General features: G+C 43.8%; 13 protein-coding genes. 7 read left to right on the top strand and 6 right to left on the bottom strand.

The window, feature by feature from the left end:
* The first annotated feature begins 62 nt into the window (after positions 1–62).
* On the top strand, positions 63–938 hold the full coding sequence (locus tag AC27EZ_RS04160; RefSeq protein ID WP_487134111.1) for a hypothetical protein: 876 nt from the start codon (positions 63–65) through the stop codon (positions 936–938).
* A gap of 210 nt (positions 939–1148) precedes the next feature.
* Here the strand turns inward: AC27EZ_RS04160 and AC27EZ_RS04155 are convergent, their stop codons facing one another.
* Both AC27EZ_RS04155 and AC27EZ_RS04150 read right to left on the bottom strand, forming a co-directional pair.
* On the bottom strand, positions 1149–1976 hold the full coding sequence (locus AC27EZ_RS04155) for a PEP-CTERM/exosortase system-associated acyltransferase (protein WP_487134110.1): 828 nt from the start codon (positions 1974–1976) through the stop codon (positions 1149–1151).
* Positions 1977–2094: 118 nt separating this feature from the next.
* Positions 2095–2841 (bottom strand): YdcF family protein, encoded by a 747-nt coding sequence (locus AC27EZ_RS04150; RefSeq protein WP_487134109.1) that lies wholly within the window; start codon positions 2839–2841, stop codon positions 2095–2097.
* A gap of 31 nt (positions 2842–2872) precedes the next feature.
* Here AC27EZ_RS04150 and AC27EZ_RS04145 point away from each other — a divergent pair, with 31 nt between their 5' ends.
* Positions 2873–3652 (top strand): S1 family peptidase, encoded by a 780-nt coding sequence (locus AC27EZ_RS04145; protein ID WP_487134108.1) that lies wholly within the window; start codon positions 2873–2875, stop codon positions 3650–3652.
* 19 nt (positions 3653–3671) lie between these two features.
* Here the strand turns inward: AC27EZ_RS04145 and AC27EZ_RS04140 are convergent, their stop codons facing one another.
* On the bottom strand, positions 3672–5336 hold the full coding sequence (locus AC27EZ_RS04140) for an FAD-binding protein (RefSeq protein WP_487134107.1): 1665 nt from the start codon (positions 5334–5336) through the stop codon (positions 3672–3674).
* A 359-nt stretch (positions 5337–5695) separates the two neighbouring features.
* Between AC27EZ_RS04140 and AC27EZ_RS04135 the strand changes: the two genes are divergently transcribed.
* From AC27EZ_RS04135 to AC27EZ_RS04115, 5 genes are read left to right on the top strand one after another with little or no spacing between them, the layout of a single operon-like run.
* Positions 5696–6319, top strand: a complete 624-nt coding sequence (locus tag AC27EZ_RS04135; RefSeq protein ID WP_487134106.1) for a twin-arginine translocation signal domain-containing protein — start codon at positions 5696–5698, stop codon at positions 6317–6319.
* Complete coding sequence (locus AC27EZ_RS04130) at positions 6316–6522, top strand: hypothetical protein (RefSeq protein ID WP_487134105.1); 207 nt, start codon at positions 6316–6318, stop codon at positions 6520–6522. The genes AC27EZ_RS04135 and AC27EZ_RS04130 overlap by 4 nt, the downstream gene beginning before the upstream one ends.
* Complete coding sequence (locus tag AC27EZ_RS04125) at positions 6512–7396, top strand: HprK-related kinase A (RefSeq protein WP_487134104.1); 885 nt, start codon at positions 6512–6514, stop codon at positions 7394–7396. Before AC27EZ_RS04130 ends, AC27EZ_RS04125 begins: the two co-directional genes overlap by 11 nt.
* Positions 7386–8483, top strand: a complete 1098-nt coding sequence (locus tag AC27EZ_RS04120; protein ID WP_487134103.1) for a nucleotidyltransferase family protein — start codon at positions 7386–7388, stop codon at positions 8481–8483. The genes AC27EZ_RS04125 and AC27EZ_RS04120 overlap by 11 nt, the downstream gene beginning before the upstream one ends.
* A 17-nt stretch (positions 8484–8500) precedes the next feature.
* Complete coding sequence (locus tag AC27EZ_RS04115) at positions 8501–9520, top strand: NAD-dependent epimerase (protein WP_487134102.1); 1020 nt, start codon at positions 8501–8503, stop codon at positions 9518–9520.
* 82 nt (positions 9521–9602) lie between these two features.
* On the opposite strand, the gene AC27EZ_RS04110 is transcribed toward AC27EZ_RS04115, so the two are convergent.
* The 3 genes from AC27EZ_RS04110 to AC27EZ_RS04100 form a co-directional block, all read right to left on the bottom strand.
* The gene (locus AC27EZ_RS04110; protein ID WP_487134101.1) at positions 9603–10502 is read right to left on the bottom strand and encodes a patatin-like phospholipase family protein; all 900 of its coding nucleotides are present in this window, start codon (positions 10500–10502) and stop codon (positions 9603–9605) included.
* Positions 10503–10683: 181 nt separating this feature from the next.
* Positions 10684–12867 (bottom strand): malate synthase G, encoded by a 2184-nt coding sequence (locus AC27EZ_RS04105; protein ID WP_487134100.1) that lies wholly within the window; start codon positions 12865–12867, stop codon positions 10684–10686.
* Positions 12868–12966: 99 nt separating this feature from the next.
* The gene (locus tag AC27EZ_RS04100) at positions 12967–13911 is read right to left on the bottom strand and encodes a LysR family transcriptional regulator (RefSeq protein ID WP_421132032.1); all 945 of its coding nucleotides are present in this window, start codon (positions 13909–13911) and stop codon (positions 12967–12969) included.
* Positions 13912–14010: the final 99 nt, after the last annotated feature.

Raw genomic sequence — 14010 nt, 5'->3', positions numbered from 1 at the left:
TATTGGCATGCTAGTTGCTTTAATCTTTGTGAAATGAAACCATTATCTATAACGAGGACGTTATGAAAAAATTATTATTAGCAACTGCTATTCTGGCAGCAAGTTCTGCAGCAAACGCAGGTGTTGTAAGCGCAGCCAACGGCGTATCATGGGAAGTTGATGGTGGACTTCCAAATTTCAGTGCTACTATTGACTTCACTCAGTGGTGGACTATCTCTAATACAACAGGTTTGGCAGACACTAACGGTGCTGTTTCTGGTGTTTCTATTGACCCAACACTAGCTAGCATTGGTGCTGCACAGGCGAATGGTGATGCTCCAGAATTAGTTGGTGCTGGTAAATTTAACCTAGGCAACGGTTTAGGCGAGCCAAATTGTAACGGTTGTGAATTGACTTTCAGTTTCGGTGGTCTTTTCTTTGATCCGCAAAACGCTGCTGCTCCAATCGATTCTTCTGATGGTTGGTTGAATATCTATGTAGATTACGCGCAAACAGCAGGAGCTTTCGACGAAGGCATGATTTCTGATACTGCTTCTGCGGTTGAGCAAGCAGCCCGCGCAGTAGACGGTGAGCTTTGGTTAAGCCTAGATTTACGCGATTTTGAATACTACGCGGACCCTGCTTACGTTGCTGTAGGTGAGCCACTGCTTAGCGGTACCACATTGTTCTACGGTAACGTTGTTGGCGGTAGCGCAGAAACAAACTTTATCTCAGACTTTTTTGCGGGTGCCTATGAAGCTGACGCTTTCGGTTTAGCATCAACGTTCGATGACAACAGCCGTGCACCACGCAACCCAGCTGACCTTAACGTATCTCAGTACAGTGTTCGAGGTTCAGGTAACGTTGAAGCTGCCACTGTAACAGCACCTTCTTCAATCGCATTGTTCGGTTTAGCACTTGTTGCTCTAGGTGGAATGACTCGTCGCCGTAAAGCGTAATTGAGTTAAATCCAACCTTTAAAAGCCAGCTATCGCTGGCTTTTTTGTGCCCGTAATAAAATCGTTTATCACGCGCAAAGTATTAAAAAAGCACCCTCAAAAGGTGCTTTTTTATTTTTTATCATATTAAAAAATGTATCAAGTATGATAGCAAAAGGCTGTGGTGAACCGAAAAGCACGGTTAACTAATAAGCGAGTGGCAATGCGTACTTAATGTTTGCTAACAAGGCCTTGCCTTACATCGGCGAGCATTTTTGCAAAACTAGGGGATAAGCTGGTTTTGAGCAATTCTTGATTGATATAGTATGGAGCACGTTTGCCGTGATAATCGACTACGGGGCCTATTTGTTGGAATTTAATACCTACAAAGCCCATGCTGCGCGCTAATCTTGGTTCCATCATTACATAAGCATGTTTTATCTGATGTTCTAGGGCCATGCCTGCGGCAGCAAAGTAAAGGCCAACAGCAATAAATGGAAAGCAGCGCAATTCTGTTTCTGAATAGGTTTGCTGATTAATGATACCAACCGCTGCTCCATCATGGTTATCCATTTGACGGCGCCTAAACGCTTTTGGAACTGCCAATCTCGATACTTCACATACGTCTTCCCTAGCAAAGTTTGCCGGGTTTAATTCATCGTGAGTAATAGAATTTAAGCAGTATTTTTCTATAGGTAGTTGTTCGTTAGGCTCTGTTGGACGAACTATTCTTACGGTTCCCGCATAATTTTTAGAGCTTACGTGTTGAATTAAACAGTGCAATGAGAACGCGTCGAATTCGTCTAACTCCAGGCCACTTTCTTTTACTGGCTCGAACCCTAGTTCTTCGCAATATACGTTGTGACGTATTTTGTACACTTCTTCGCGAAGAGCATCGTCTTGTGCAATACAGGGCGTTAGATAAGTAGAAAAATGTGACGAAATATAGTTCGCTTCTTTTAGCTTGCTATACCCTGAAATAAGCTTGCCTAACTTGTTGTTTTTCCCAACAAGCTGCGACACTCTGTCTAATACACTTTTCTGTTTTTGATTGCTCATACAACGCTTTTGTGGCTTGTAACTGTTGTTTAAGCTTAGCAGATTATTAGTGATTTAAGGAATGTAAATTCCGTAAAATTTTTAAACTGAACCTTGACGAAAACTATCTTAGAAACAATCAATTAGATATTCTAAACTTTACTCTTGCTAAGATTTCATAAAGTCCGTGATGCGCGCTTTCTAGTGCAGACTGTGAAGGTAGCGTAAAATAAGGCGATAAACTGCCTTTACTGTGATAGTTAACGGGAAAATAAGCAGCTGAGGCAACGATGCCGTCAAGTTCATACTGTATTCTCTCAATATGGGTGGCCGATGACACAACCCATACATTTTTATTTTTTATATGTGGTAATGCCGAAATTACCTCTTCATGAGTATTAGTACCGCGATGCGTGGTAATAATATATTCGCTGGGAATGGTTAACGACGTGAAAAACTGATGCGCTTTTTCGCCATAATTTACGGTTTCGTCATTCAAAAAATTACCGCCAGTAACCAGCAGGGGCGCTTGAGTTTCAAAGTGAAGTCTTGCTGCTTCTGTGTTTCTTTGTAATGAACATTCTGCCCACCTACTGATTTCGGTGATTTTGCCTTGCGTGTTGTAGTAACAAGCAAGTACGAAAATGTAGTCAGGCGACCGTTCAGGGTATTGATATAGCGGTGGCTTATATTCGATGTGATGTAATAACAAATCGCTGGCATAGGGCTGAGACCAAATGAGTATCCAGCTTATCGCGATAATATTAACTACTCGGGGCATACGCTTTCGATTAGCTACTTTCAATATTAAAGCAACAAGCAATAACAGTAGTGAAAACTTTAGTGGTGATACAAGCTGAAGCGCTATAAGCTTAAGAAACTCCATGTTTTTACCTTAAGCAAATGAAAGGAATTCGATGAACGTTAAGACTACGTTATTTAGACCCGCTATGCGACTGGCATTAACAATATTTTTTACCATGCTTAGCGCTAATGCGTTAGCCGCGTTAACCGACACTATCGAGAAGGTAACCCCATCGGTAGTAGCAATTGGGCTGTACACACCTATTGAAAACAGTGGAAACCAAGTGTTAGGCACTGGATTTGTGGTAGGCGATGGCAGTTATGCTGTTACGAACTATCATGTGGTATCTACCATACTCGACCCGCAAATTGTTCAGCATTATGTGGTTATTCATGGAAGCGGTAACAATGTGAAAGCATTTAAAGCGGAAGTGGTAGAGATAGACCCTTTACACGATTTAGCCTTGGTTAAATTCTCAGGAAAGCTTTCACCTATCGCGGTAGGGCAAAGTACCATGCTTAAGCCTGGTACTGATATCGCGTTTACAGGTTTCCCGATAGGCGCAGCAATCGGATTATACCCAGCAACACATAAAGGCATGGTTTCCGCAATCACGCCCGATGCCATTCCTGCCCAAAATGCTAATCAGTTGACCGTGTCAATGCTGAAACGTTTGAAACAACCTGAATTAGTGTATCAACTTGATGCAACCGCTTACCCAGGTAATTCAGGCAGCCCGGTTTATAATATTGAAAACGGGGAGGTTGTTGGGGTTATAAATAAGGTTTTCGTAAGCCAAGGGAAGGAGTCGGCACTGTCTTCACCCAGCGGTATTAGCTACGCCATACCTGCTAAGCACGTAACGGCATTAATGAAGAAGCAGGGGTTATAGACGGGTTGCTCAGCCATTGTTATGACTGAGGTTCTGGTTTGTAAGGGTTGTATCTGTCGGGGCTAATAATGCCATTAGGGTCAAGTGCGTGTGCAATTTTACCTGCCGTTTTCCAGAACGTGCTATTGGCGTTAAGCGCCTGTTGTTGCTTTATATTTAGCCTGTAGGGAATAAAGCCATGCTTTAGCCCTTCTTCTACCAATGTATCCAAGCAGTCGTGTGCATCTCTTACGGCTTGTGGGTTTTCTTTGTCAAACACGATAGGAATAGTGCTGTCAGTAGAAATACCGCTTAAATTCGTAAACGTGATCATTGGCTCAATGTTGTATCTTGGCGCAATTTCTCTCACCATTTCAATAAATTGCTGCATTTTTTCGGATTTTGCTGGCACCAAAGGCGCATACCACAACAAGCCGCACCCATCTTTGGCAGGGTCTAGCGCAGAGGTTTGGCTAGGGGTAACTCTTGGGTTTCGCCAATAAGCTAGGGGCAGGGCAACTTGGCTGGGTTTGCCGCGCATAACATCCATACCAGCAGACAGTTTTTCAAGCTGTGTTTTTACATTATTGAGCGCGCGTAGATTAAATTGTCGAGTAACAAATTGCCCCGCCTTAACGAGTAAGCTGCTTGAAAAGAGTATTTGGTCGGCATGTTGTTTTGCTATACGCTTAACGTCTTTTTTGGCTGCTTTTGCAACAGACTCGGTGCCGTAAATAGTGCCTACAATTGTCCACTCTGGAACGTCAAATTGTTTGGCTATGGCTTCTACTTGTTCGTCAATCATGACTTTATGGGCTCCGGCACCTTGCGGGTTTTCTGCGACCATTGCTGCAACGCGCCGTTTATCCATAAGATTTATTGAGCCAACGACGCCTTCAAGGTTGTTAAAAACATTCTTGATGATGCCGTAAGCATTTTCGAAGCTATCTTTACTGTAGAACCGCATATAAAAAGAGTCGAACGCGGGCTTAAGTCTGGCTAGCGCAATCGTCATTTCGGTTACAATCATATTGCCAGATTGGGTAAATATGCCATCTAGATAGGGGCCGTGCTTCCATTTGAACGTTTTGTCTACATAGCACTCGCTGTCGCTATTAAGCGCATCGTCGCTCATCACCTTCAATGATGATTCGTAAAAGCTGCCATCGGCGAGGTAGCCTTTTATTGATGTTACTGCAGTAAAATGATCAGCCGTTGGAGTAATGCCATAACCGCGTTCAAGCGCATTACTTACAATACCTACTGATGGCCCTGCACCCGTAACCGGAACCATGAACGGTGCGTTATGTTGTTGTAGAAAGTCATATAGCTGCTGCTGCGTAACGCCTGGTTGAAGCGTACAAACTCCGCTGTCGATATCGAAGTAGGAGATTTGGTTTAATAGTTTTAAGTCAAGTAAGGCTATATTGCCTGTCTGAGTGCTAGGGAGACCCGAACCATACCCCCAGTTTTTCCCAGTGCTTATTGGATAAATGGTAAATGGATCGATATTATACGTGTCGGGGCTATTGGCTACTTGCAATAACAGTGGAATGGCAGCGGCATCTAAAACCTCAACGACGCAGGAAACGGTTACAGACAATGATTCGGTGTTTGTACTGTAAGATGAAAGTTGCTCAGAAGGCACTATGATGTTGGCGCGCTGTGCAAGTACACCTCGTAAAACGCTACTTAATATTTCCATGGCTAGAACGCGCCTTCTTAAAGCTAGTGGGTTAACAATTACATCGAGAAGCTTTCATTATTGGTATATACTATAGTAATTGCAAAGTAAGTTTTATTTAACCGTAAGGTTGGGTTTTGCAAGTAGGTAAGTGATGTAAAGATACGCCAGTCTTAAACGGACTTTATATTTATCAGTATTTTATCTTTGGGCAAGCGTATTTGACGCTGTCGAAATATTTTACATGTTTTATTTTTTCCAAAAATAACCCTTTTAAATCAGGTGTTTATTTTTGGCGCGTTTTTTGCATTGTATGCTGTATGTCAACAGAGTACAAACGAAGGCCAATCAGGTCGTCAACATATTGGTAGAGTATGAACATGGACAAATCAAACAATAACGAAACTGCGCAAAGTCGTAGACGTTTCGTTAAAAGAACTGCAGTAGGTGCGGCGTTAGTTTCGCTACCGGTAAAGTCAGTTTGGGCGAACGGCATCACTAACTCAATTGTTGCCTCTGGTCATGGTTCAGATTGGGCCAATGGTGGAACGCTTAGCTTGCAAGGTCCCGATTATTGGGCTGCAAATATCTCTGGTACTGTGGCAACGGAAAAGTTCAGTGATGTCTTTGGCCAGCTTGGCTACAGCGCGCGTGCGCACCAAGGCATTCAATACAAGAATGGTTCGGTGAAGAAAATTAACGAAGACAGAACATTGTTAGACGTTCTGGTTTTGAAAAATGCAAATAAATCTGCTGGTAACGCACCGTGGGTTGCAGGGCCTAGCGATTACAACCGCTTAATGGTTGCTATGTATCTAAATGCGAAATTTGGTAACACTGCTGAAGGTTCTGATGTTCACTACCCAGTAGCAAACGGCCGCCCATTTGCAGATGAATATGCATATGCATTAAAGCTAGCCGAATTAACGTATGCAGACCCAGTTAATTCAGCAACAGAACTTACTGGCATTATTGCAAACCCGTCTAACTACCAGTCATTGTGAAGCTAAAACCTTCCGTTCTTTGTCATCAATTTGATGACAAGAGCGGAATTCTTCTTTACGACACCTCTTCAGACGTTTCTGTACTGCTAAATTGCGAAGAATGCGCGATTCTGCAGCAAGACAATGACGGTGGTGTACATGTTCGTTTAGGTGATACAGTAGCAGTAGACTTAACTCGCAAGGGCTTTTTGCTTGGCACATAAACGTATTTTGTTATGCTCCCCGTTTGCATTCCATATTACTTCACATCATCAGTCTGTCATCGATAACCTAGAAAACCTGTATGGTAAGCGTGTAATACAGCCTGATAATTATGATGGCTTCATAGATTATCGCGTATCGGTAACCCATTCTGGTGGTATAAGGCGTTTAATCAACGACCAAGCGCGATTCCAGTGTGACAAAATGGAGCCGTTCAAGCCGCTTAACCGGTCACAAGCTTTCGCTATGTTAGAGTGGGGCTTAAATTGGGTGGTTGCTGCACATGAAGTATCCCACCTTATTATTCACTCTGCAGTGCTCGCTAAAGATGGAAAGGCGGTTGTATTCCCTGCACCACCAGGGTCGGGTAAAAGTACTCTTACCGCTTATTTATCTAGAAACGGCTGGCGCCTGTTGTCAGACGAAATGGCGTTAATTACACCGCTGACGTCGACGGTGACGCCATTCGTTAGGCCGGTATGTTTGAAGAATGATTCTATTAGCCTTGTGAAGTCATGGTATCCAGACGACGTATTTTCTACCATTGCTAAAGACACACATAAAGGTGATGTAGTTCATATGGCACCAGGCGATGTGGCGGTAGCAAGAGACACTGAACAAGCCGAAGTTGTTGGTATCGTTTTTCCAAAATACAATAAAGACGTATTTTTTGATGTGTACGACATGGATCAGGCAACAGCTTATACAGCACTTGCGGAAAACGCGTTTAATTACACAGTGCTTCAAGAACAAGGCGTGAAGTCGGTGATTAAGTTAGTAGAGAATGCATCGTCGTTTGAAGTTGAATATAATAGTTTAGAAGAATTAGACAGCTTTTTAACTGAAGAAGTACTTGGTGCTGCACATGTTAAGTAGTCAACAAGTAATAGAGGCTTTTACGCAGCCAGAATCCACGTCGTCTTTTACACTTCATCAATGGAACGACCTTGTTTTAGTGTTACGCCACGAAAAGTTGCTTGCGCGGTTTTATTTGCTTCTAAAAAACGAAGGAATGACGGGGCTTCTTCCTGATAATGTGCAGCGCCATTGTAAGAATGCGGAAACCCTTGCTGAAAAACAACGCTCTGTCGTGTTGTGTGAAACGCAGGGCCTTAAACAAGCCATCGGTAACGAGACTCCTTATTTGTTGATGCTAAAAGGTGCAGCGTATACGATTTGTGAAAACAACGCCGGGCTTGGGCGCGTGTACAGTGACATTGATGTACTTGTTCCAAAGAACGTTATTAGCAAAGTTGAAAGTAGGCTGGCAATTCAGGGCTGGTTAAGTAAAGAGTTAGATAACTACGATGAAAAGTACTATCGACAATGGGCACATGAAATTCCTCCAATGCAGCACGGTACAAGAGGGACGGTATTAGATTTACATCATAATATGGTGCCTGTAATTTCGGGTAAAAGTATTGATATCGAAAGGTTTGTCGCGGTTACCCAACGTGAGGTTAATGGCGTTTTAACATTGAACGATTCAGGAATGTTTTTTCACAGCGCTATTCATTTGTTTTTTAATGACGATTATAGCTCGGCGTTTCGTGATATGACTGATTTATGGTTGCTTGTTAAATCTCAGGATGAAGAGTTCTACCATATACTGTTTGCGCTCTGTAGCGACTTCGGCTTTAAGAAAGAGTGTGTCATTGCGCTTTATCTTTTACAAATGCGGTACGGGGTTACTCTTCCTGAATGGGTTGATAGTCAAATAAAAGAAAGTGTTGGTAAAATGTCTGCGTGGGAAGTTAAGCTACTGAGTAGAGTGACAGAGCCAAAACATAGCTTGTTGCTTTCAGGCGAGCGCAACGCGTTAAATACAATCGCCGAAGCGAGAGGACACTTTTTAAAAATGCCACTCAATATTCTGGTTTACCATACTGGGATGAAGCTGCTAAGAGCGATGACAAAAATGGTATTTGGGAAGCATTTCTTCACCAAGCCCACACAGCAATAAGGTTATAGGGAAAATTAATGAAAATTCTGGTCACCGGCGCGGCCGGCTTTATTGGTGCAGCCGTATCTCAGTACTTAATAAACCGAGGTGACGAGGTTGTCGGTATTGATAACATTAATGACTACTACGATACCGCGCTGAAGTACGCACGTTTAGATTCAATAAAAACCAGCGAAGCAGCAAATAACTTCACGTTCATAAAGATGGGTGTTGAAGACCGCGATGGCATGGCAAACCTGTTTGAAACGCAAAAGTTCGACCGTGTAGTGCATCTTGCTGCGCAAGCTGGCGTGCGCTATTCGATAGAAAACCCTAACGCTTATGTCGATTCAAACCTAGTGGGTTTTGTGAATATTCTTGAAGGGTGTCGCCATAATAAAGTAGGGCACTTGGTGTATGCATCGTCAAGCTCAGTATATGGTGCAAATGAGACCATGCCGTTTTCAGAACAGCATAATGTTGATCATCAAGTTAGCTTGTATGCGGCCTCTAAAAAGGCAAATGAACTTATGGCGCATACGTATAGCCACCTTTATGATTTGCCAACCACCGGCTTACGGTTCTTTACTGTATATGGCCCATGGGGGCGCCCAGACATGGCATTGTTTAAATTTACCAAAGCTATTTTAGAAGGCAAAACCATAGACGTGTATAACTACGGCAATCACCGTAGAGACTTCACCTATATCGATGATATTGTTGAAGGGGTGGTACGCTCACTGGATAGAGTTGCCTCGCCAAACGAGGCATGGAGCGGCGAAACGCCAGATCCAAGTAGCAGTAAAGCGCCTTATAAGGTGTATAACATTGGTGCGCAAACACCGGTACACCTTTTAAGCTTTATTGAAACGCTAGAAAAGGCACTGGGCGTAGAAGCGAAAAAAGCGCTGTTACCTATGCAGCCAGGTGATGTGCCTGACACCTATGCTGATGTCTCATCACTAGTCGCTGACACCGGTTACAAGCCGTCTACATCGGTTGAAACAGGCGTGAAAGCTTTTGTTGATTGGTATCGCGGCTTTTACAATATAAAATAGTTCGTAAGCACATGCTTTGCTGTTAAAACGCCGTATTTATTTTAGTAAGTACGGCGTTTTGCGTTTTGTGTTGCTTATGCGGTTAGGCTGGGGGGACGACCACCGGCTCGCTAGCAGGAGTGTTGCTAAACGCTTGCGGTAAGTTTAATTGCGTACATTTTTTGGGTAAGAACTCTTTTGTTGTATGGTACCCCAGTTCGAAAAGCTGGTGTTTTACTTCAGGCGAAAGCGAAAAGTCGACCGCAGAAATATCCCCCGTATTCACCACTACCGTGTTATGCCAGTATTTTGCATTTACATACTCCCGTGATATGGCTGTCATAAATGTACGTATCAACATGCTGACGTACTGCGGTAGCAGCAATACGCTTTTTTTAATCACTGCGCGCTTTTGCGGTGCGCTTTGTAGCCTAAAGCACACCGTGGGGGTGCCATCTTTTTGCCAATCTTCAAATAATGCATCTTCAGATAAAATTGCACCGTCTACCAATAGGTGCTCTTTAAATGGCTTGAACGAAAAAATGAGGGGGATAGACATTGAATACCTTACCGCTTCAGATACTTTCATGTCGGGCGTGTTGTCTTTCCCGAAGAGGACTGGGCCGCCACCATTTACATCGGTGGCTAGAATAGTCAGGGCCATAGGTAAGTCTTTAAACGTCGCGCCTTCAAGTTGTTGGTCAATCCATGCTTCAAATACGTTACCCGACGATAGCCCGCCTTCACGCAACAAACGCCACAGTGAAAACTCAGTAAACTGTTTAAAGTCGGTATCAACGGCAAGTTGCTTCATTTGTTCTACGGTGAAGCCCTTCGCATAAAGCGACGCAATAATAGAACCACCAGACACCCCCACTAAGGTATCAAAGTGAATATCTAAGTCTTGTAGGGCTTTTAAAATACCGATATGGGCACTTAAACGGGTGCCACCCCCAGAGAAAATGGGCACAATACGGGGCTTTTTTGTCACTATCTCGGACATAGTCTACTTCCACAGTCATCACGCATTTGCGCTTTTATAAGCGTAGTTCAACCATGCCGTTGCGCCAATAGAATTAACAAGTAAATGAGCGATAAGCTACTAAAGAATAAACAAAAAAACCGACACACATGGTGTCGGTTTTTTTTACACATATTAATAAGATGAAATGTGTACCAGCAACTTATGCTTTAGCAAGTGCCGCTTTCATTTCTCTTCGTCTAGCGTGAAGTAGCGGTTCGGTATAACCACTTGGTTGTTCTTTGCCTTTAAAGATAAGATCGCTTGCTGCTAAAAAGCCTATTGAGTTATCAAGGTCAGGGGCCATTGAAATATACTCGGCGTCCCCTGCATTTTGCTCATCAACCAGCACCGCCATACGACGTAACGACTCTTTTACCTGATCAACACTTACAATGCCGTGCTCAAGCCAGTTGGCAATGTGTTGTGAAGATATACGCAGTGTTGCGCGGTCTTCCATTAGTCCGACATCGTTAATGTCAGGTACTTTCGAGCAGCCTACACCTTGGTGTACCCAGCGAACCACATACCCTAAGATACCTTGAACGTTATTATCTATCTCGCGCTTGATAACATCACGGGTTAGGGTAGAGGCATCAGCCAATAGTGGAATAGTCAGAATGTCGTCTAACCCACTAAACGTTTTATCCAGCTGCTGTTGTACACTAAATACGTTTACATCATGATAATGCAGCGCGTGCAAGGTTGCCGCGGTCGGCGAGGGTACCCATGCGGTATTTGCCCCTGATTTCGGGTGGCCAATTTTAGTGTCCATCATGTTTTGCATTTCATCAGGAATGGGCCACATACCTTTACCGATCTGCGCTTTACCAGACAGGCCACAGCGCAAACCTACAGCAACGTTCGCCGTTTCATAGGCTTTAATCCACGGCATGGTTTTAAGCGTGGCTTTATCTGCAAATGGGCCGGCTAGCATACTGGTATGAATTTCATCACCCGTTCTGTCTAAGAAACCGGTGTTGATAAATACAACGCGGTCGGTTGCTTCTGCAATACACGCTTGCAGATTTACACTGGTACGGCGCTCTTCATCCATTATGCCCATTTTAAGAGTATTTGTAGGTACATCGATAATGGTTTCTATACGACCAAACAATGCATTTGCAAAGGCCACTTCTTCAGGCCCGTGCATTTTAGGCTTAACAATATAAATGCTGCGTTCACGGCTGTTGCTAAAGGTGCTGTTGCCAAGTAAGTCGTGTTTGGCAATAAGTGAGGTTACTAACCCATCCATAATACCTTCAGGCACTTCTTCGCCGTCAAATAACATGGCACTGTTTGTCATTAAGTGACCAACGTTGCGCACGAACATTAAGCTTCTGCCAGTTAACGTTACCGTATCTTGATTCGCGGCGTGCTTAGATGGCGTATACACTCTGTCTGCGTTCATGGTGCGGGTAATGTCTTTTCCGCCCTTAGTCATATTAACGCTAAGCGTGCCTTTCATTAGGCCTAACCAGTTGCTGTACACCAAGGTTTTGTCTTCTGCATCAACCGCAGCAACCGAGTCTTCACAGTCCATGATGGTGGTCAGTGCGGCTTCAATAAGCACGTCTTTTACGCCAGCAGGGTCGGTTTTACCAATGGGGTGTGTTTTGTCTAGCTGCACTTCAAAGTGAAGACCATTATGAACAAATAGTAGCGCTGACGGTGCGGTAATATCGCCCTGATAACCTTGCCACTGTTCTGTGTTAGCAAGTGTTGTGACATCACCATCGCTTAGCATCATGGCAAGTTTGCCCGTTTCAACTTTATACTGTGTGACCTCTGCGTGGCTGCCTTTTGCTAATGGGATCATACCGTCTAGGTAGGCCTTTGCTTTCGCAACCACTTTTTCACCGCGAACAGGGTTGTAGCTTTTGCCTGGTTCGGCGCCATTGTCATTGCTAATGACATCGGTACCGTAAAGCGCGTCGTATAGGCTACCCCAACGCGCATTTACCGCGTTAAGTGCGTAGCGGGCGTTGTTAATCGGTACCACTAACTGTGGGCCTGCCATGGTGGCTATTTCGGCATCAACGTGGGTAGTTTTGGCACTAACTGATGCTGGTTGTTCTACCAAGTAACCAATGTCTTTTAGAAACGACGTGTAGTCGTCGCCAAAGGGCTTATTACCCGCTTTATGATAATCGTCAATGGCGCGCTGCAGTTGTTCTCGCTTTTCGAGAAGTGCGCGGTTTTGACCAATGAATTCTGCGAACAGGGCTTCTGCACCTTCCCAAAATGCGTTGGGCTCTACGTTGGTGCCAGGTAATGCTTGTTGATTGATGAACGAATCAAGCTCTGTTGCAACCTGTAAACGGCCTCGTGAAATGTATTCTTGCATAATTACCTCTATACCTATTCTGTGCTACCAGTGTAGAGAGTATAGAGGCAGTTTTTTAATTTATGGTTTGTATCTTTGTCATAACTATCGTGAATATTGCTAGCTGCCGTTCATTTCACTTGCGACATCGCTGATAAGACGACGCAACCAAATGTGGCCGGCATCGTGATGAAGTAGGGCGCTCCACGCCATTTTTAATGCAATAGGAGGAATGTCAAAAGGCGGCTCTTTTATTACCACCTCTGGATCGTTTTTAAAGAGTTTCGCCGCTTTACTAGGTAGCGTTGCAATTAATTTTTGCGTTTTGGCGATTTGAAGTGCGGCATGGTAATGGCGAGTAAATACGCGAATAGCACGCTGTTTACCTATTTTGGTTAGCTCAGCATCTACCCATCCCAATTTTTGTACTTCATTTGGGTCGATACCCACACCTACACCAAACCCGGTTTTACTTACCCATATGTGCTGCGCATTTAGGTAACTGTCTAAGTCGCATCGTTCAACAAGCGGGTGGTCGGCGCTCATCACGCAACTAAACGTGTCGTACCAAATTACTTTTTGATGGAACGATAAAGGCAACTCCTCAAACCGGTTTATTGCCATATCTACTTTGCCCTGCTCAACGTCATGAAACGTTACGTCACTTGGAGTAATTAAATCGAGCGTAATATTTGGCGCAAGCTCGGCCAGTCGACCGACAAGCTCAAGCAATAACGTACTTTCAGCATAATCACTGGTCATAATACGAAAGGTACGGACACTGGTGAGAGGGTGAAAATCGGTTTCTGGTTGAATAGAGCTTTCTAACCGGCTAAGTACATCACGAATAATGGGCTGAAGTTCTAGAGCCCGTTTGGTGGGTGTCATGCCGTCGCTGGTGCGCACTAGTAAAGGGTCTTTGAATAGGTCGCGAAGACGCTTTAAGCCATTACTCATTGCTGGCTGAGTAATGCTGAGCTGGTTGGCCGCTTTTGTTACGCTGCCTTCTCGCAGTAATACATCTAAGTAAACGAGTAAGTTTAGATCGACCTTCGCTATATTCATTATTGTAATGCTCTTTATGAATTCAATTAAACGAATCTATTATAAAGCCTTTTCAAATGAATGCTAGATAAGCGTTTAGTCTTATTCTTATTTGTATTT

Source organism: Alteromonas sp. 4NH20-0056 (assembly GCF_057539655.1).
Note: the sequence above shows the minus strand (reverse complement) of the source record. Positions and strands in the feature narration are given on the sequence as shown.